This is a genomic window from Francisella uliginis, from assembly GCF_001895265.1.
In the GTDB taxonomy this organism is placed as follows: Bacteria; Pseudomonadota; Gammaproteobacteria; order Francisellales; family Francisellaceae; genus Francisella; species Francisella uliginis.
Genome location: NZ_CP016796.1, coordinates 1,537,989 through 1,559,303 on the forward strand (window position 1 = coordinate 1,537,989; position 21,315 = coordinate 1,559,303).

The window sequence follows — 21,315 nt, forward strand, 5'->3', positions numbered from 1 at the left end:
AAATACTTAACGGGCATAAGCTGAAGAAAGCTCAGATATTTCAAGGGTAACAGCATATTTATCCATATTAACGCATTCATTTAATATCTCTAAAATTTTATTTCTCAAATTAGTTGATAGAGTGTTTAAATGTTCTTGCTTACGCCCTGCTAAAACTTTTATTTGCAGATGAATAAGCTCTTTCTCACTACCACCTGCAACACTACAGTATTCATAATTATAAACACGACTTTTAAATGATTCTAAGCTTGTTGGCAAACCTTTAGTTAAATATTGCTGTAAGATATCTACTATCTGTTTAGCTAACTCGATGTTAAATTTTTTAGGTATTTCTAATACTATATGAGGCATTTATCAAACTCCTTTATCTAAATATTTTTTTAATGGTGGTAATAAAAACAAGGTTCTTGCTATATAGAATAATATCAAAGCTGCCCATAAGCCATAATTTTCAAAAGGCTGGAGTAAAAACACAAAACAAATATAAACTAAAGCAGCTAAAATCATAGCATTTCTCATAGCAACAGTTTTTAATAAACCTACAAAAACCCCATCTATCCAAAAGCTAAAACTAGCGACAAGTGGAATTAATATAGAAAACAACATATATTTATTTACTTGAACTTTCACATCCTCTAAAGATGTAAATATATTAATTATATGATCTTTAAAACAAGTATAAATAAGGACTAAAACAAAAGTTAATATCAAACTCTGTAATAATGTTTTACTAACAACCTCTTTAAAAATGCTTTGATTATTATCCACATAAGCTTGAGCAACTAATGATTCTGTAGTATTAGCTAATGCATCAAGAAACATTGCTATAAATAAACTTACTTCTATTAAAATCGTATTAGCAGCTAAAACATTATTACCATATTGCGCTGAAAATATATAAAAGGAGTTCATTGATAATAACAAACATAATGAACGTATAAAGATATTAGTATTAAGTTTTAAAAAAGGTATATATTCACTAATTGTAAGATAGTCAAACTTTTTAAGAACTTGTATTATCAATACTCCTTTGTTCACAAAGAACCTGTAAGTTTTTGTAAATAAAAAAATAGTTGTAAAACAGTATGCAACAACTAAAGAAATAGCGACTCCTACAACATTATACTGCATAAATACAACCCAAAAAGCACTAGAACTAGTTGCTAAGATCATTAGAATCAAAGAGCTATATAAAACTACTCTTGTCTTACCAATACCAATAAAAAAACCTAAAAAGATAAAGTTTAATAAAGCGAACCAAAATACATATATCGCAATATTATAAAATCTAACAAATAAGTCTTCTACCCCGTTACCTGTATGAATTATGCTTAGAACTAAATTTAAGATAGTATGCTTTAGTATAAAAATAATTATTGCAATAATACTGGCAATGATTATCGCTCTTAAAACAATGCTAAACATTTTTTCAACATTATTAATATTTTGAGCTATTAATCCAGTCATACTCATTAGACCTCTTGCGAAATACTACTTCAGAGGCATTTTATTTCTAAGTAGGTATTTTCTTTTTAGAATCCGTTTTGTAAATTAACTATTCCAGCCACTAAATTAAACCTAAGATTAGCTTTTTTACCAAAACTTCTATAGGTTTCACCCAGTATACGAAACTTTTTAATTTCTGCAATTTTATGCTCAACATAAATCCTAATCTTACTAAGCCATTTATTATAATTCTTCTGCTCTATACTTAAAGAACCTCCTTTGGGCTTTTTATAGGGGAGTTTTACTTTAGTAGATTCATTTTGAATACCTTGGTAGCCATTGTCACAATATTTATCAACATCACGAGCTAATTTATCTGATTTTCTGCGAACAGTTATATCATGAACACTGCCTGGATAAACCTTCGAAACATTAACTATTTGACCTGCTTCACTGATAGCTATTTCTACTTTCTGTGTATGGCTTTTTTTCTTCCCTGAATAGTTAGCCTTTCTTCGTTTTAATTTCTTAGGTCTCTGGATTGGCTGTTCTGTTGCATCTATTAAAAGTCTTTCTACTTTTTGATTAGTCATGCTTCTATCTTTTTTTATATGTATTTCTTTAACTAGTAGTAACTCTACTCGTCTAATTAGGCGATTTACATTTGATTCATCTAATCCTATCAAGTAGCCTAAAAATTCTTGTGTCATATAGCAACGATAATATATTAAAACTAACAATAATCTATCTGCATGATTATCAACTTTTGGCTTTCTGCCAATCCTTGGAAATCCTTCATCTAAGGATTTTGAGGCATCGGTTAAGATTTTATTGAAATGTTTTAGTTTTAAACCTGTTAGTTTTCTAAATATTCTGGCTTTCTTTGACAATATTGCGTAGCTTATTTGCATTTTTATGGATCTCTTAAGCAATCTTTCTATATATATGGTGAATAATTAGTATTTCGCAAGAGGTCTATTCTAAAAAAAGCAAAAAGTAAACAGATCACATTTAAAATAGAAACCCCTAACCCTATCGCTGCTAAATAACTACTATCATTAAGATGTCCAATAAGGGCTGTATTAACAATACCTATCATAGGCAAAACTAAGTTAGAAAATATTAGTGGCAGAGATAGTAAAAATATTTTTTTGTGCATCTGTATAGTCAAAAAATATAAATAAATAAAGATTATAACAGCTATAAATCACTACGTAATTATTTATCAAAATCTAATAAGTCCTATTAAATTTTGCATATATTCACAATCATAACTTTAAGTTATTATTAAGCCCACTAAAGACAAAATAAACCTTTTATAACAAATAGTAAAAGTTTCATTTAGTGAAATCATAATAAAACGCTATTTTAAGTTTTTTTGTTTGCTAATAATATTTTTACATTCATATAATTAAAATAAGAAACAAAATATCTTAAATTCTTAGTATAACTTCATAAGGAGAATAACTCATGAAAAATAAACTAAAGTTAACACCAACTATGATATGTGCTTTAATAGGTATAGGATCTTTTTCAATGGCTAATGCTACTGAGGCATGGTCTACTAATGATCTATCATCATATGTCGCAGGGTCCACTGTTACTGATAATGGTAAAACATACAAATGTAAAGGCTGGCCTGCTTCAGGATGGTGCCAAATAGCTGCTTACAAGCCAAGTGGAACTTATGGTAGTGATGCTTGGGATGTTGTTGGCAATGATCCAACTCCAACTCCAACTCCAACTCCAACTCCAACTCCAACTCCAACTCCAACTCCAACTCCAACTCCAACTCCAACTCCAACTCCAACTCCAACTCCAACTCCAACTCCAACTCCAGGCGACTCAGTTAAAGAGTGGGATGCTAATACTGTTTATAACCCAAGTGATAGTAGTAAGCCATCTCAAGCAATATATGATGGCAACTTATATACAGCTAAATGGTGGACGCGAGGCGAAAATCCTAGTAATTCAGGACAATGGGGAGTTTGGAAAAATGAAGGTCCTGTTGCAGAACAAGGTAAAGGTACTGTATCTATTGTTCTTCCTGCTAAACCTAGCTATATTACTGAAGGTAAATTAGCAGATGTACAAATTCTTAAAAATGGTGTAAAAGTTGCAGAAGCTAAAGATGCTCAATGGGGATCTACTACAAATCTAGAAGTAGCTGTCGGCGATAGTTCTGATCTTACAATAAGTGTACCGGCTATTGATGGTGCTCTAGGATCAGCAAGCCCTGCTTCTTTCACTCTTGTTAAGGATGCATCACAAACTGTATCAATTGAATACTCGGCACCAAAACCTGCGGAAGAAGGCTCTGTCAAAATCAATACAGATATTAATGGTGTTACTGCAAATACTACTACATCATATACACTTACTGACTTAGATGGAAATGTTATCAGTAGCGGTAATCTTGAAATAAACAAACCTCTTACATTAGATCATATTCCATCATCTGAAAATGGAGTTGCTTATACTCTAACTTTAGGTGGTTTCACTACAAATGGATATAACTATACTCCTGTTAAAACTTATTCAGTAGTTGTTCGTAATTTCAACACATCAAGTATTGATGTTAACTTTGATAAAAAAGCTATACCTACAGAAAATGTATCTATTTCTGTAGATGGATTGCCAGAAGGCAAAGATACAACTCTAACTTTATCTAATGATAAAGGTGATATTAAAGAAGTTGTGCTAAATAGTAACTCTCCAGTGGCTGTTGAATTACCAAAAGACGGCGCTGTGTGGACTGCTACTATTGCTGCTATGGCTGGGTATACACTTTCTGTATCTCCATCTTCTTTCTCAGCAAATCAAGATAGTCAACAGCTAGCTGTAAAAGTCACAGAAAATACTTCATCTGATAGTAACTGGCCAAATAGAGTTGTTGTTGGTTATGTTAGAGGATATGATGCTCCGTGGCAAACACAGCCTAATACAACTAATCATATGATATCTGAAGCACTTCATCATGGTTACAATGTATTAGTATATTCATTTATTGGTCAAAATGATGATGGAACTGTATTCTTTGATAGTGACTTTGAAGTTGATGGTATGAAGCTAGAATGGGATAAATCATTATTAGCAGATTTACCAAATCAAATGAAAACTATTCACCAAAATAACGGTATTGCCTTAGTCGCTATTGGCGGCGGAGTTAACTTCTTTATGCCTGATATGAGTGGTGATAAAGCTGTATCAGCTGGTAAGGCTATGGGTAAATTCATTGCTGAACATAACTTTGATGGCTTAGATATTGATGTTGAGCATCCAGTAGGATCAGCTAAAGATGATGATAACTTCTTACGTTATATCGAAGCTACAAGAGCTGAATATAAGAAGATAACAGGTAAAGATATGTTCCTAACTGCTGCACCTCAAATAAGTGGCTGGTATGGTTCTGGACAATGGGCTAGTGGTTACGCCAAGTTTGCTGAACCATTCTATACTCAGGACTTTATGAATAAAATACATTTTGATGCCGTATTTATACAAACATATAATCAGTATGGCGGTGCAATCTTTGATGGTAAAAAAGGTCAAGATGTAGGTTTCTTAAGCATGACATTTAAGTTATTAGGCCAAGAAGCTCAAAAATCTATGCCTGGATTAACAGATCAAAACTTAACAATACCTTCAAATACGAAAATTGTTCTTGGAGTACCTAACTATAGAGGTCCTTCAGTTACAGATGCCCAATATAAACAAGGTCTATGTTTAGCAGATGCTTCTTGTTCAGGTTCTGGCTTATACCATCCAACTGATATCACTACAGATATTACAAACGGCGGTCTTGGTAATTATGAGCAATATGGTGGTTTAATGACTTGGATCATGAACTCTGATTCTTATCAAGGATGGACATGGGTTGATGGCGTCAAAAATGTAGCTTATAACTAAAATTCCAAACTTTCTAACATTTGTCTTATATCTCTTTTTTAATAAACTTATAATTATCAAATTTATCTATATTTTACAATGTTCAAAGTACTACTTAATCAAGCTTAGCGGAGTGACGTACTACATTTAATGATTTAAACTATATATTTTAGATTTTAAATTAATTTTTTCATCTAAAGCTTTTTTGGAAAATCTAGAAAAAACAAAGATAATGTAAAATACTAAAATAAATTTAGCACCTCACTTTATGTGTAAACTAAGAATATATGTAAAAGGCTTTTACTATTAATTCTATTTGGTTCCAAATATTTTATCTCCAGCATCTCCAAGACCAGGGATGATATATTTCTTTTCATTTAAATGACTATCTATTGATGCTGTATATAATTCAACATCAGGATGAACTTGTTCTAATGCTTGTATTCCTTCAGGAGCAGCCACTAAAACAATAATCTTAATATTTTTTGAACCTGCTTTTTTCAACAAAGCAACAGTCTCTATCATTGAACCACCTGTTGCTAACATAGGATCCACAATAAGAGCTAATCTCTCGTCAAGCTTATCGCAAAGCTTTGAAAAATATGGTATTGGCTGAGCCGTCTCTTCATCTCTATACATCCCAACCATACTTACTTTAGCTGCTGGAATATGCTCAAAAACGCCATCCATCATACCCAGACCTGCTCGCAAAATAGGAACTACCGTTAGCTTTTTACCTTTTATTTGCTCTACTTCGATATTATTACCTTGCCAACCTAATATCTGTATTTTTTCTAAATCAAAACTTGATGTTACTTCATAAGTTAAAAGACTTGTAATCTCTTTAGTTAATCTTCTAAACTCTTGTGTACTTATTCCAGCAGCTCTCATAAGGCCAAGTTTATGCTGAACCATCGGGTGCTTAACTTCTACTATTTTCATAAATCTTAAAACTAAAAATTCAAACTAGCTAATTATATCAAAAAAGCATTATGGACAGAAAGACTAAATAAACTAACTTTTAGCTTTTATAAATATAAATTTTCTTATTAAGAATACTAGCCATACATTAGAAAATGTATATCTGCATATTTAGTTTTATCTCCTAAACAAAATATTTTATAATGATAAAATCATATCAAATATTATATAGTGAAAATGAAACTACTAAAAAATATTTCAGAATCAAACATTCATAGCTATATATATAGATTAGCTTCTGATTTAAAAAACACTAAAAACATTCAGTCTCTAACAGATGTTACTCAGGAAATTAATGAATATCTTATAAGCTCAGAATATAACGATTTTAAACTAATAAAAACTCAACTTACAACTACTAAAACTTTATACAAAAATGGAGTGTTATCTGATCTAGATTACAAAAAATATAAAAAATTTTATAATATTGCTAATTTAAAAAGAAAAATTGATATTTATATCAAATATTTTTCATCAGGCTACAAAGATTCTGAAAAACTTTTTTTTGCTATAGACACTATAAAAAAAGCTTGCTCAAATAAGCTCATTCTAGATTTATCTGAGACATACATAAGTAGAGTAAACACTCTTATGAATATCATGGATAGTTGTATAGAAAAATCTAGTGAGTTACAAAAATCAAATTTAATACATCAACTTAATAAGGTAAAAAATAAACTTTCTAAAGATATTGCTTACAACAACCTACTCCAAGAGCAGGATATTATTATAAATATAAAGCCTATTTCACAAGACTTTAGTACAGAGGATATAAGCTTTCATTCTTCAAAGCATAAGGAAATCTTCAAACAAAAATCATTAGCTTTAAATAACCTTCATATACAATCTTTAAATATTAAAGAGTATATCTATGGTATAGATGGAACACTAACTTTTCAGTTAGCTTACCCTAAAAATCATAAAGATTTTGATTTTTTGTTAACTCCCCTACAGCCTTTACTAATTGATATACAAATAAATGATTCTTTTAACTTCTTTAAAAAAGATTCAAAAAAAGATTATCATAAAAGATCAACACGTTTTATGGTTATTGGTAATGTTATTGATCATATCAATATAAAAGAAAAATATGAGTATAGTATATACTCGCAAGATGATGAAAAAGTTTTATCTGGTGTAAAAAAGTTTAAATTAAAGTTCCATGATCCATTAAAATCCCTATGGAAACTTCATCAGCCAACATATATAGATATAAACAAGAGCCTCGATGATATTTTTAAAGATAATTTCTTTTTTGATAATCTAATAACGCTAAACTCTAACAAAAGTGATAAGCTAAAAAATCGTATTGCTCAAGTTTTCGTATCGACAATTGGAAGAAATTTTTACGACTTCTTTATTGAACAGCTATATGAAAATAAATGTTTTTTAAAATATTTCTGCGATAAAAAAAATGGGAAAGTAACTTATTACATCACAGATAACATTGATGATTCGTTAAAAACAAATATTTCAAATACTGATGATGATGTAACAAATAAACTATCATCTTATGATTTAAGTTGTTTAAAAGGTCAAACCCTAAACTCAAAAAAACCCGGCTTTCGAATAAAAGAAAATTGCATCATACCAGATATTACTTTAAGTACCGCAAAGAAAAAAGAAAAAAACTCTCCAGATTCATCCATAAAACCTTTTTCTTCAATATATAAAGATGATATAAAGCCAATATTCTACCATGCTCATGAAAGCTTAACTGAAGAGACTGAAAGCTCAGGACTCAAGGTTAAGATTTCTTCAACAAATACTCTGCCATTTATCAATAGTGAAATCTGCCTAGAAAAGCTAGAAAATCAAAATAACTACATTTTAGGATCAGATGTCTTAAAAAATTTCTTTATAAATAAAAGAACATTTTCACTTAAAAGAAGCAAATATTCTACCAAGAGACTATATGATCGTTTATCAAGCTTCCACTACAAAAGTGATTCAGAATCAGATGTGTATGAAAAAATATCTTGTTGTAAATTCCAAAGCCTAACACACAGAAATGAAATAATTTATTCCATGAAAGATTATGATAAATTGTATTCAGAATATCCTAGATTTAAAAGTTTTGAGAGTTTTAATATTATAGGAAAAGTGACTATTGGAGAAAATGTTAACAAAGATTCTAAAAAAGCATATAAGTTTTTCAAAAACTATAAGTCTGAAGAAAGTTCTTTCTCTGAATTTCAAGAATCTGGAGAAAAAGGAGCTTCTTTAATACTAAATAGTAAGCCTGATATTCTTTATTCTGTTGAAATAGCAAAAGAAATATTAAATCCTAAATCATCAGAAAAACCAATTATATATATACCATCAAAAATAAATATAAATTCTAGCAATAATCAATTTATACCTTTAAGAAATGATGATATTATCATGATTAAGGCTCTATCAATGGTTAAGGCAGAGATATTGGAAATTATCTCAAATTCAGCCATATCAACAGAGAAAGGTCAAAAACAGCAACTACAAAGACAGCTTATGGGAGCTAAAGAAAACTGTGAAATGGCATATAATCAAGCAAATGACGATGAAACATTTTCTTTAACTCAACTAAATGAAGCTAATGAAAGTTCTTTTTTGATAAATAATAAAAAAGGAATTTTTCTAAGATATAAGTCAAAAGGAAATTAATATGAATTTTATAAAAAATCATCAAATAGCAATAATTTCTATTACTATAATAACGATTATTCTAGTTATCCTTATAAGTGCCTTTTTTATAAAAAAATGGCGCAACAAATCTAAGAGTAATAATAAAAAATCAATATCAGGATTAATTAAAAAAGCAAAACCGCTAATAAAAAGAAACAAAATAAAAAATAAATTAAGTGAAATTCATATTTTCTATGGTGACTATTTAGCTGCTAGAGACTATATAGTCAAGCTAAAACCAGGATGTGAAATTATTGATAATGAAGACTTTCCATTGGTAGCTATAGATAAGAATAATACGTCCCTTCTATTCAGTAATAATAGCACTAGTAATCTTAAAAAGCTTAAAAAGAAACTTAATCTTCATTTTTATAAACTTAACTATTGTTTTGATATATCAAACCCTCATTTTTACGAAGATAATAGAGTTAAAGAAAACTACAAAGAATTGTCAAAGCTGAGACTTAAAACATTAGTAGTCTCTTTTTATAATAACTCACTTGTAGAAGAAATTAATAGTTTTAATAACTCAATTGGAAAAAAAAGTATATTTAAACTTACAAAAGATGACAATATTAATCAAAAAGTAGACGAAACAATTCTATCAAAAATACTTAACTCAAAAGGTAACATATATGATAAACACTTTAGTGTCAAAACATTCAATCAAATTAGAAAATGCTTAAAAAACATCTATCCTGATTTTAAAAATATTGATAAAGAAATATTTTTTAACTTTAGTATAAATAAACCGGATAATGTAACAGCAAAAGTAGAAACAATATTTTTTAGCAGCTCTCCAAAAGGACTTATTATAAATTCTATATCGCTATTATTTAGTTTGATCTTTATTGTAAACATATTTCAACAAATTGATTTAAAACGAGAGATTTCTATTAAAAGCTTAAAAAATTTATCTAATGAAAAGCCGCAAGAAATAGCTAAAAGCTTAGAAAACAAGGTAGATAATGCATTATTGTTAGATAGTATCTATCCTAAAGAAATAAAATATCATTACATATATGAACAATATGCTAATATCCTGTTAAAAGAAGTAATTCAAGCAAAATATAATGATACAAAAAACTTATCAATAATGACTGCTTTTTTAATATTTTTTGAGTATCTGAGCAACAATTACACAAGCTCTGATGTTGATGATATGCTTAAAATAATAAGCAGCCTAACCGATCTATCTGAGCAACAATTAAAGATAGTTCTAAAATATGTAAGTAGTGATACAAAAACAGAGGTTATGAAGCAAGTTATTAAGAGAGCTAATAATCTCTATAGTAATCACCTTATAGAAGTAGGAGAAGAGTCTGAGAGTTATATAAGCACTAGAGGCTTTAATGCTGAATATCTAGGGATTTCAGATACTCAAAGAGCAAAAATCATAAATGATATTTATATTAGATACTTATATAAATGTACTATTGACAATGCAATACCTGCTTTAAGAAATAATTATGCCATACCCGCTCAAGTAAATAATATTTTTTTAATGTATGAAGATCAGTTTGATAGCTCTTCGAAAAAGCTTTGTAACTCATCATATATCGATTCGATCACAAAAAATGTATCTTTAATATTTAATCAAGAAGAAAATGATAAAAAATTTGATAGTTTTAGTGATATGTTAAGCCATATTGATTACATAATAAAGTCTTTAGAAAAAAATGCCAAAGAAGTTTCTGATGAAAATAGTAAACAAGCCCAAACAATAACTCTTTCACTAATAAACTACACTCTTAATAGTGTTATTAATACAACATATAATAAGAAAGAACTCCCGCTAACAAGTCCGGTAAATGAAAAACTTTACATGGTATTTACTCCTAGTTTCTATAGTAAAAAAATTAAAATATCTCCTATATATTCAAAAGAATATATAAAAGATAATATAGATCCTGTAACTAAAAAATTTAATAAGCTAATTAATAATTTAAAAACTAATTACAATATAGAACCTGACTTTTTAATTGCAATCTATAATAGTTCTATTAAGAATTATAATGCTAAATATATTGATGCCTACAATCAGATGATTAATAAGCTAAACAACGATGATCGTCAATTCAGTAAAAATATATCTAGTAAAGACTCTCTTAATCTATACTTATTATCAATGTCTTCAAATGACGCTTCCTTTAATAATTTAATTGAATTCTACAGTTCAAATACTGATCTTATAAAAGATGATGAAACAAAAGACAAATCTAAAAAAATCACTAAAGTTCAGCAATTTTATAAGAAAATAACAAGCTTAAATAAAAAAGATGAAAAAGAAAATAACGATATTTCACAATGGATATCTATAGATAATTATTTCAAAGAAAATAACGACTATCTTGAATCAAAAAAATACACTAATTATAAGAGTATTTTTAAAAAGCTTAATAATTTAATAAGAGAAAAAGGATATGTCAAAACTTATAACGAAATAAAACAAGGATTTAAACCTTTAAATAAAGTTTATTCTGATCTTTCACAAATAAACAGCCCGCAAAATAATAACTTATATATCCTTCTTAAAAAACACCTTGACTTTGCTATCGAGGCTATAAAAACTATAGCTATACAAGATGCTATAACTAATCTTGATAATACTGTTAACTTAGAATACGAGCAAATAAACTCACAATTTCCTTTTAATAAAAATAGTAATAAAGTTGTATCAGATGAGTTAATAACAAAAGATCTTGATAATAATGGCTATATATACTCAGGATTCATTAAGTATTTAAAACCATTACTTACATATGATAAAACAAAAAATAGATGGGATAGTAATGATTTAACAACAAAAGAACAGAAAGACTATGTTAATAAGTTTAATAAAATTTATAATCTAAATAAATTATTATGGGATAATAAAAGAAATCCTAAACCTATTGAATTTAAAGTAACTCCAATACAGAACAAAGATAATAACTATACTTTTTTCAGCCTTATTTTAGATAAGCAAAATTTTGTAAATTCTTTAAATATAAACTATATAGATAGCACAAAGCTTCTATATAGTTGGATTTCAAAACCATCTACTACAATAACTATAGAATTTAATGACGGTAGTACTGATCAAATTAGTTATCAAGGTGAATGGTCCATTTTGAAAGCAATAAAAGATGCTAAATGTAACCAAGAAAATATATGTACTTGGACAGTTCAGCATAAAGGTAAAGAATATCCAGTTAGTTTCAAAATAGAATCAAATTTTGTCGATACCTTAGGATGGGCAAAATGAGGAGATAGTAATGTACAATAATAATTTATCAAAACTTTTATTAGCGACTGTTGTAGCTTTAGGTATAACTGGCTGTGCAAGTGATGGCCTATATGTAGAAAATAATGTTCCCAAAACAAAAGTAGTTCTAGAATCTCAACCTAATAAAAGCACTTTCTACTCAGATACATACCAATCAGTTACTCAAAGAATATATGATGATAATATTAAAATAATTAATCTCAAGACTGGAGAGAATAAGCTTGAATTAAATCAAGAAAATAAAAATTATGCTGTTTACTTTATCTTACCAAATACAAAAGTGGAAAACTGGAAGTATTTAATAAGCTCTGATAGCGCAAATAAGTTTACTGTAAATGATAAAAGTATAGAAAAAGACTAAAAGGACTTATTATGTCAAAAGCAGACCATATTTTTAATTTAGAGGACAAAGGCTTATTTGTAGATATTAAAGATGATTCTAAAGGTTGTTCAACAAAGCTGGAATCTTCTGGTAAAATAACAACTCAAGCAACCGAGTCGATTGAGTCAACAGCAGACAAAGAAATCACACAAAATGTTAAAGACTCAAAGATTTCAATCTCTGAAAAAGAAATAGTTTTAGGTACAAAGAAGTCTAGCATTATGCTTAATGATGATAAGATTGTCATAAAAATAGGAGATTCAACTATTATAATGGATAATTCTAGTATTTCGATTGAATCTAACACCATTAATATTAAAGGCTCTGATAGCATAAATATAGAAGCTTCTCAAAATATTGGAATGAAAAGCTTAAATAATAGTATAAAAGCCGATGTTAGCTTAAATGCAGAAGGAACTAACGTTAATATAAAAGGAAATGCTACAGCTAGTATAAAAGGCTCTGCAGCCACAATGGTAGGGTAATATGTCTGAATCATATAATAATTTTAAAACCTTACTCACAAATATACATCTTTATTATAATGAGGAAAAAGACTTTATATTAAACAAGATAGATAGCTGTGAAACTATTATAAATAAACTTACCTCTAGAAAAAACTTTAGAAAAATAGATATTTATAATCTTACTTTTGTTTTAGAAGAAATAAAATACTCAACCAGTTATCATCTTTCTTCTAGAACTACTTCCTTAAGTTATTTAATCTATGAAAATATAGCAAAAATAAATAACTTAAAAGAATATAATGGAATAGTTAGCTCACTACTTTCTCTAAAAAGATTATTAAAAGATTATAAAGAAACGATCAACAAAGATTTTCTAGAAAAAATATTAGACATAGAAACAAAAGACATTAATGATTTAACGCTAGACTTATTTTCTAAATTAGCTAAAAATAACATATCTTTTACAACTACAGATAATTTAATAGCTTTATATATAAAAACTATTGAAAACCCAGAAAATAGCTCACTAACTAAAAATTATGAAGACTTCTTTAGAAAACTCAAAACTTTCCTTAAGGAAACTCAAGACTCTAATAAACTAATTTCTTTGAATGAAAACCCTATATTAAATATATTAAGATTAGCATATTTAATTAAAAATGGATTTTATAAAGAAAATTCTCTATCTCAAAGTGATATATTACTTATAAAAGCTTATTTTTCTCATACTCAAGATATAAAAAAATTAAATACTATCGATAATAAGTTAAATAGAAATCCTAAAATATGTACCTTAAGCAGTATTATAAAAGAAAATTATAGTGTTGAAAGCATACCACCTCTAATAAACTTTATTGATTTCCAACTCTTTGCTATATCCCAGTACTTCTCAGATTTTTCTATAAATCAAATCTTTTTTCCAAAAGATCAAGACTCAGATATTTTTAAAAAACCAAAGACCTTACAAGATTCAATCAAAGATTTAATAAATCTTCCTAATCTAATATTTGATGAAAATGCTCTTTATGACAAACTAAATAAAAAGCCTGAGATATATAATAATTTTTTCATAAACTATGATAATAGAGAGAATACCGAAATAATCTTAGAAAACTCCCCTTCAAAACTATTAACAGAAGTAGCAAATAATTATTTTTGGACATTATTAAATGTAGCTACATCTATAAATATTCTGCTTATAAAGAATGATCTAAAGTTACTAGAACCTTTCATAAAGTTTGAAAAATATTTTAATACCATAAAAAATGAAATCTCAAAAAAAATATCAATAAGCTCTCAAACTTTAAATACAAATATAACTAGTATTATTAAAATAGGTTCTTTAATAAGAGAAAATTATTTAATATTAAAAGAGAAAGAAGAACAACTTATCAAAGACAGTAACTTCGATGATTCTTCTGATGTTTATCAGCTTTCGGGTTTTATGCATAGAAAAAACTTTTTAAGCTACAAAGAAATTATGACTAGGAATCAGCAAAATAATAAAGACGTTAATTTTGAAGAAAGTTTAAAAGATATCAATAAAAGTATTATTAACAACAAATTTAAAAAAGCTGAAGAAAACGCAAAAAATCTTTCTATTAAAATTTTAAGTGAAACTTACTATCATACTCCAATATTGATAGGTATAGATAATCTCCCCCCTATTTCACATAATTATTTTTTAATGATTAAAAAGGTTACAAATAACCCAACTATTGATAATATTAAAAATATCCAGGAAACATATTGGAAGGTGTAAATATGCTTAGTACTATAGATGACTCATTAAAGCGTTTAGATGAAATAAGTCAAAGTAATGATAGTAATATGCAAAGCTCAATAGCAAATTTAGTATCTGAGTTAAATAATATAAAAACATTATTGACTCCAACTAAACTAAATTTATCAAGTAGTGGCTCAACTCTTACTCCAAGTATGGGGGCCCAAATCAAATGCTCATTTAGCTTGGCTCCAGGAGCATATTTTAGCATCAGAATGAAAACACTGGCAGGTAGCTTACCTGCTTCAAATATAACAGATTCTAAACTTGGTGCAAATATTTTACCTTTTGCAGGATGCTCTAATCCAGTAAATCCTACAATGAATCCTTTTATGTTTCCTTGGGTGTGTATACCAAACCTCTCACCTTTCATTCCAACAAATCCTACAACATTTTTTGAAAATGCCCCTATTACAACAACGAATAGTAAAGCTATGTGTATGTTCGCCCCAGGCGGTGTAGTAAACTTCATCAACAGTGGCCAAATAAATGCAAAAACATCATAGGAAGTTTTATGAATAATAAAGAAAATGAATTAGGCTCAAATGATGCAACAATACTTAAAAGAATATTCCAAAAAATAGGTGACGATATAAAAGACGAATTTGATGAAAGAATTGTCCAATATAGCAATAGTTTATTATTTAAATATTATAGTAACCTTTATTATTTCTTACCAAAGTCATGTTTATTGGAAATAAAAGATAAAGGTCATAACGGTTATTATATACGTCCTCAGGAATATTTCTTTATTGAAGATAAAAGAACTAATAAAACTCTTACATACACTACTAAATCAGAAAGTATAATAGTCCCTATAAAAGAAATTAAAACTGTAAAAAACAGTGATACATCCATAAATATCTCTCTAAACTTTGAAAATAACTTTGAATATGATTACTTGACTATATGGTTAAATCCTAAGTTATGTGACGAAGATCCTTTTTTTGCAGCGTATATTTTCAAACAAATTATTGAAAGCAATAATTCAGCTAGGGTTAAATTCTCAAACTACACTTACACTACGAAAGATATAGAAGTAGAACCTGTTAATCTGCAGCTGAAACCTACTGAAAATTTAGTTCTTAATTTACATTCTCCGAGCTTATTATATGGAGTTAATATTAAAATCAAAGATTTATTTAAATATAGATCTAGTAATCTTGAAAAGTTGGATTTTTTCTTTGAAATTAAAACAGATAACTATGATGAGGAGAGTTTATCTTCTTTATTTAGAGTAAATTTAGTACCTATATTTAATAGTTTTAATGATTACTCACATGCAACTTTTGCTATGCTTAACTTATCTAATAGTAAACTCAAGCATTATGAAAAAGATGATGCTCAAGCAATTGAAGTTATTTCTATTTATGAAAACAATAAGCCATGTCAGTTCAATGGTTTCTTTTTCAAAGGACAAAATGAATACTATTTTAATAGAAATTCACAATCTCTTAACTATAACGTTGTATTTCCTAAACTTAATAATAAAATATCAGAGACAAAAATACATACATATTCTACCTGGACGCAAGTTACAGATATTTCTGATCTTATTGAAATTAACTCAAATGTAATAACATCGATTAGTTGTAACATATCACCAACTATTATTAATAAATCGATAAATAATTATAATCGGAATACTGATGCTATGTTATTTAATATAGTAGATATGATAATCTCTAAAAATATTTATTCAAAAACAACATTTCTAGCAATTATAAAGCTTTTAAAAGTTGATAACGATGATATATCATTATTATCAAGCTTATTAAAAAATATAGAACTAAATGAATTTACAAATGAGCTAGTTGTAACTACCAGTGATAAATATAATGAAAAATATAAATATTTCTTAGAATTTTTTCTAGAAATTATATGTAAATTTATTAATCAAAATACTTTTAGCTTTATAAGAAAGATTATTTTAAACTCTAGATAAGGATAAAAAAAATGGCGGACTTTGTAGAAATAGAAATCATTTTAGATATAGTAAAAGATACTCAAGATATTACTAATAGTACTAATATTGATAATGAACAAATAGCTTATTATCGTAACAATGTAAGGAAAAAGATTTTTTTTCTTCAAGAAGAACTTTTAGAAAAATATAGCGAAAGTATATGTAAATACATAGTATTTCCAGTACTTGCATACGTTGATGAGAAGTTAATGCTTATTATGGAAGATTTAAATAATAATGTATCTTGGAGCCTCTTACACCTTGAGTATTATGATAGAGAAAATGGTGGTGAATACGTTTTTGAAATAATAGACAATCTTTTATCAGATAATATATATCCACAAGTGTGTTATCAAACTATCTCAATTATTTTACATAATGATTTTTATGGTAAATACTATGAAAATCGTTATAGTAGTGAATTTCTTACTTATAAAAAAGAAATTGATAAGTACCTAGAAAAATTTTCAAAAGATAATTCTATAGATTTGATTGATACATCAATTAATAGAAGCCCTCCTTTAAAAAGATATAGAAGTATATTGAAATTATTATTAAGATTTGGTGTTCCACTAGGCTTATTTATTATAAGTTTAGTGATTTTCTTAAGTTGGTAAAACATAAGGACATTGTTATGAACAAATTTATTTCTATATTAGAGAATATTGATTTAATAGTCTTAGATAGAGTTAATCCCATAGCTAACATGCAGATTCAATCTAAGTATGAAAATGCCGAATATGAGGCTTTTATAGAAAGTCTAAATGATAATACTGAGAATACAAAGAGTATAGATATATATAATTTCTTCTTATCATTAAATTCTGAAATATGCTTAAACTTATCTGAGCTCAAAGAAATACCTAAAATTATTAATGACTATTTTTCTTTTTTAAATTTACATTTTGAAAAGCTTAGTCCTAAAGATGTAAGTCAAAAAAAAGAATTATCAGAAAAAGGTATCAATAAATTTTTAGCTCTAATAGAAAATAATTTTTCAGAAATGAAGAATGACCTTGATTTACCTTTATCGTCTATAGAAAGAATCATAGAATTACTTCAGGATATAATAGATTTTTGTAAAAAACATAATTTAAACTATGATACGGATTTAGAGCAACAATTAAATAATACTCTAAAAAAAATTAAAACTGCACTTCTAGCAGAAGAACAAGATGATCCAGAAGAAGAAATAGAAAGCGTTGATAAAGATTTTAATACTAAAAAACTAAATAAAAAAAAGTCATCTTCTAACAATAGTCATATAGAGCATTCTGATAAATGGACAACCTTAGTGGAAAAAATAGAAGTATTAAAAGCTTTGGTAGATAGCGAAAGAATATTTGAAACATCCATCGTTTATGATGATGTACAAAATTTACTAGCTAATTTTGATCCCAAAGAATATTTTCCTGAAATTTTTTTCCCACTATATCAAAAAATATCTCCAATTATTGGCGATATCCATAAGAATATAGATCTTTATTCATCAAGTATTCAATGGAGTATAGCTAACAAAATGTATAATATAGACTATAATAAGTTTTTAGATACACTTGAAAGAATGCCTGAAAATAATTTTCTAAATTCAAGATCTAACATAGCAAAAGAACATTTTTATCAAACATCGTCAGAGATAAAAACACAACATCGAGAAGATAATAAAATTATAAGCAATCAAGACGCCAATAAAGAAGATATAAAGATAAACCACAGAGATAGTACTAATAATAATTTAGTAGAAAATCAAGAAACTAACAGCTCTCCTCAAGAAGAAACAGATGATGATTTAAATAAACTATTTGATTTTTAAGCTTTACTTATGATGTTTATAGAAAAAAATACTGAAATTAAAAATATAGAAAACCTAAACAACATATGTCACAAACTTTCCTTAAATAACCTTTTAAGTATTCTAGCTAGTTATCAATTAGAAATAAAAAATATAAAATTTATACCAATATTAATGAATAGTGTCTCAAATTCTACTATATTAAATATTTCCAATATCAACGAAATAGTATATATAGAAATAAATGTATTTAAATTACAGTTATTTTCAAACCTAGAGACTAAATACCAAGAATATATTAAAAACAATAATAATAGAGCTATTTCAGTCCTAAAAGATGGTATAAAAATAATGCTCTATAGATATACGTTAAGAACTAAAAAATTATATCAACTGACTCAGCATAACCCATATGTCCATGCAGCTACCCCTTACACTCTAGAAAAGATAATAAACCACTTATATAAAATATTCTCCGAAGATTACTGTACAGTTATAAACTATGAGAAGAAAAAAATAAATATAAAGAGAAAGCCTTCTTCAGTAGGTCATGATGATATAGGACTTATTTTTTTAGGAGGACACATTCCTTCATTTATATATTTAATAAAAATCAATTTAATTCTTTTATATAGAAATGAAACAGTAATAGATAACATAAAACTTCAGCTACTAGACTTCGAAAAAAAAATAAAAAATAAATTAATCAAAATGGAACTTAAAATATCTATAGAAAATCCTAAAAGTAATATTCAATATCTAGGTAATTGCAGTATATAAATAGGAAATAAGAGCATCTATTTCTACATATTTTTAAGTAAATGCTATAAAAAAGTCAAAGTTTTCACTACCATTAAATGCAGAAAAAACCGCGCTTCTATCTGCTACTATGAAATCTAGTTCAGATCCTTTTTGTATTTCATATATAGCATCAATATTATCAATATTTACAGCAAAATTTGTTGAATGATTCACATCTAAAAGCCTAACTCCAGAGAGTGATAATGTTACAATATTTCTATTTCTACTTATACTAGTAACTCTTAGAGAATCTTTATTGTTAAATTTTAAAGTAGCTGGAGCTGTTGATTTCTTTTTGACGAAAAGATAATACCTATTTGCAACAAAGAACTCTTCTGGGAAGTTTTCGCAAATATACTTCTGTCCTTGCAACTCAAATCTAACAAAATTATTTATCTTTCTATGCTCACAAAGACTTAGTAATCTATCTATTAAGAGATTTAACTTAGTGATAGGCCTATTAAAATCATATACTATATTTTCAACTTTATCGATCTTATCAAGATTTAACTGAATCAAACTATAAACATCATGCAATTCATTGAAAATTTGCAAAGGGTCGCTATTTAGTCTATTTGATTCAGCAAATTCTAAATTTCTTTCCAATTTATTTATCCGAAAGCTCAATAAAATTGAAGCATAAGATCTAGAAGTCGAGAAAACTAATCGATTAAATGCTTTTAATTCAGATATTAACCTATTTAATTTTATGAAAAGCTCCTGCATTAAATAATGATCTAAACTCAACAAAGGAAAGTCATAATTTTTAGCTGAAAGCTTCCCTTTTTCAGATTTGAATAAAGCAATTTGAAGACTATATTTTGCACTGTAATCATGTTCTAATGAAAGTGATAATTTATCATAGATATATTTATGACCTTCTTTTTCTATTACTCTATCTCTAACATTTACAAAAACAGGAACTTCATCATGAAATTCATCTAAGGGAAGTTGTAATGATAAAGGGTAAGTTTTATCAAAAAAAATCAATTTTTTACCATCAATATATAATTTTAAATCTTTTATAAGTATAAGATTAGATGCTAGACTTTCATTATCTATATTAAAACTAATAATTCCTTTATTAAGATTAAAAGGAAGATGGTTTAATTCTGTTGATCTTTCTATAAGAGCTAAGCTTGCCTTGTCAAGAACTTCACTATCAAGCCTCATACCATCTTCCCAGTATAGCCTTTCTAGAAACATATTTTTATTTATCCACCTTTTTTATAATTAAGTACAATTTGACCTTTCTCAGTACTCATATCATGAACACAATCAAGTAGCTGCTTATCTGTAGTAAGGCCTTCTAGAGAAATATACGTTTCTGCTAAACCTCCATCATTAACGTCATCAGCTTGCTCATCTGTATAGACTTCATAGTGGAACTTACTAGAAGGATATAACTCTAAACTAGATAGATCTAACATTTTCTCCCATTTACCATCAGTCTTAAACTCCTGGTTTTTATTAGAGCTTCCAAGCTCAATTTTAAAACCTTTTCTTGATTCTGATCTTTTCTTTGCATTAAATAATGCACCTGTGATCTTACTTCTTTGATCAGAATCAAGTAGACATAAGACTTCAATATAAATTCTTACATTCATACCTGGAACAAGTCTCATACGGGTAACAATTGCAGCTGCATTTACTGTAGAGCCAACATCACTAGAGTTTTGTCCTCCATCTACTCCTACAATATTTTGTGGAATTGATTGATCTCCAATTTTCAGTGAATCTAAAAATATTCGACTATCATTATCAGCTCCAGATGGTGCTCCCATACAGCTTGCTGGATTAGTTGCAATACTTACTGGTCTTCTTTCTAAAACATCTTCTCTTTTTACCTGTCCCATAAATATTCTCCTTAGTTAATA

General features: G+C 27.5%; 17 protein-coding genes. 11 read left to right on the forward strand and 6 right to left on the reverse strand.

Going from position 1 to position 21,315, the window contains the following annotated elements; all coding sequences use genetic code 11:
* Window positions 1-6: 6 nt before the first annotated feature.
* The 3 genes from F7310_RS07215 to F7310_RS07225 all read right to left on the reverse strand — a co-directional run bounded on the left by F7310_RS07215 (window position 7) and on the right by F7310_RS07225 (window position 2,357).
* Window positions 7-351 carry a tautomerase family protein gene (locus F7310_RS07215; RefSeq protein ID WP_072712842.1) on the reverse strand — a complete coding sequence of 115 codons (345 nt, stop codon included), beginning with the start codon at window positions 349-351 and terminating at the stop codon, window positions 7-9.
* A 3-nt stretch (window positions 352-354) separates the two neighbouring features.
* Window positions 355-1,467, reverse strand: coding sequence for an MATE family efflux transporter (locus tag F7310_RS07220; RefSeq protein ID WP_236939855.1), 1,113 nt, complete (start codon window positions 1,465-1,467; stop codon window positions 355-357).
* Between the two features lie 65 nt (window positions 1,468-1,532).
* Window positions 1,533-2,357 (reverse strand): transposase family protein, encoded by an 825-nt coding sequence (locus F7310_RS07225; RefSeq protein ID WP_072711046.1) that lies wholly within the window; start codon window positions 2,355-2,357, stop codon window positions 1,533-1,535.
* Window positions 2,358-2,916: 559 nt separating this feature from the next.
* On the opposite strand from F7310_RS07225, the gene F7310_RS07230 reads away from it, so the two are divergent.
* Window positions 2,917-5,355, forward strand: a complete 2,439-nt coding sequence (locus tag F7310_RS07230; protein ID WP_072712846.1) for a glycosyl hydrolase family 18 protein — start codon at window positions 2,917-2,919, stop codon at window positions 5,353-5,355.
* 291 nt (window positions 5,356-5,646) lie between these two features.
* Here F7310_RS07230 and upp read toward each other — a convergent pair whose 3' ends face one another.
* Window positions 5,647-6,276: a uracil phosphoribosyltransferase gene (upp, locus tag F7310_RS07235; protein WP_072712847.1), complete on the reverse strand. Its 630-nt coding sequence runs from the start codon at window positions 6,274-6,276 to the stop codon at window positions 5,647-5,649.
* Between the two features lie 216 nt (window positions 6,277-6,492).
* Here upp and F7310_RS07240 point away from each other — a divergent pair, with 216 nt between their 5' ends.
* Genes F7310_RS07240 through iglJ form a run of 10 tightly spaced genes read left to right on the forward strand, consistent with a single transcriptional unit; the run spans window position 6,493 to window position 19,417 of the window.
* Window positions 6,493-8,958, forward strand: a complete 2,466-nt coding sequence (locus F7310_RS07240) for a pathogenicity determinant protein PdpA1 (RefSeq protein WP_072712849.1) — start codon at window positions 6,493-6,495, stop codon at window positions 8,956-8,958.
* A 1-nt stretch (window position 8,959) separates the two neighbouring features.
* Window positions 8,960-12,226, forward strand: coding sequence for a hypothetical protein (locus tag F7310_RS07245; RefSeq protein ID WP_072712850.1), 3,267 nt, complete (start codon window positions 8,960-8,962; stop codon window positions 12,224-12,226).
* A gap of 10 nt (window positions 12,227-12,236) precedes the next feature.
* Window positions 12,237-12,608 (forward strand): type VI secretion system lipoprotein IglE, encoded by a 372-nt coding sequence (gene iglE / locus F7310_RS07250; RefSeq protein WP_072712852.1) that lies wholly within the window; start codon window positions 12,237-12,239, stop codon window positions 12,606-12,608.
* 11 nt (window positions 12,609-12,619) lie between these two features.
* Window positions 12,620-13,114, forward strand: a complete 495-nt coding sequence (tssI, locus tag F7310_RS07255; protein ID WP_072712853.1) for a type VI secretion system tip protein TssI/VgrG — start codon at window positions 12,620-12,622, stop codon at window positions 13,112-13,114.
* Window position 13,115: 1 nt separating this feature from the next.
* The gene (locus tag F7310_RS07260) at window positions 13,116-14,858 is read left to right on the forward strand and encodes a hypothetical protein (RefSeq protein ID WP_072712855.1); all 1,743 of its coding nucleotides are present in this window, start codon (window positions 13,116-13,118) and stop codon (window positions 14,856-14,858) included.
* Window positions 14,859-14,860: 2 nt separating this feature from the next.
* A complete protein-coding gene (gene iglG, locus F7310_RS07265; RefSeq protein ID WP_072712856.1) occupies window positions 14,861-15,385 on the forward strand; it encodes a type VI secretion system PAAR-like protein IglG in 525 nt (174 codons plus the stop codon).
* Window positions 15,386-15,393: 8 nt separating this feature from the next.
* On the forward strand, window positions 15,394-16,824 hold the full coding sequence (gene iglH / locus F7310_RS07270; RefSeq protein WP_072712858.1) for a type VI secretion system baseplate subunit TssF/IglH: 1,431 nt from the start codon (window positions 15,394-15,396) through the stop codon (window positions 16,822-16,824).
* Window positions 16,825-16,835: 11 nt separating this feature from the next.
* Window positions 16,836-17,462: a DotU family type IV/VI secretion system protein gene (locus tag F7310_RS07275; RefSeq protein WP_072712859.1), complete on the forward strand. Its 627-nt coding sequence runs from the start codon at window positions 16,836-16,838 to the stop codon at window positions 17,460-17,462.
* A 17-nt stretch (window positions 17,463-17,479) separates the two neighbouring features.
* Window positions 17,480-18,658, forward strand: a complete 1,179-nt coding sequence (locus F7310_RS07280; protein WP_072712861.1) for a type VI secretion system protein IglI family protein — start codon at window positions 17,480-17,482, stop codon at window positions 18,656-18,658.
* Window positions 18,659-18,670: 12 nt separating this feature from the next.
* The gene (iglJ, locus tag F7310_RS07285; protein WP_084645213.1) at window positions 18,671-19,417 is read left to right on the forward strand and encodes a type VI secretion system baseplate protein IglJ; all 747 of its coding nucleotides are present in this window, start codon (window positions 18,671-18,673) and stop codon (window positions 19,415-19,417) included.
* A gap of 33 nt (window positions 19,418-19,450) precedes the next feature.
* Here the strand turns inward: iglJ and tssK are convergent, their stop codons facing one another.
* Window positions 19,451-20,644, reverse strand: a complete 1,194-nt coding sequence (gene tssK, locus F7310_RS07290) for a type VI secretion system baseplate subunit TssK (RefSeq protein WP_072712864.1) — start codon at window positions 20,642-20,644, stop codon at window positions 19,451-19,453.
* A gap of 8 nt (window positions 20,645-20,652) precedes the next feature.
* Entirely contained in the window at window positions 20,653-21,294 is a 642-nt protein-coding gene (gene iglC / locus F7310_RS07295) for a type VI secretion system tube protein IglC (RefSeq protein WP_072712866.1), read from the reverse strand.
* Between the last annotated feature and the right edge of the window lie 21 nt (window positions 21,295-21,315).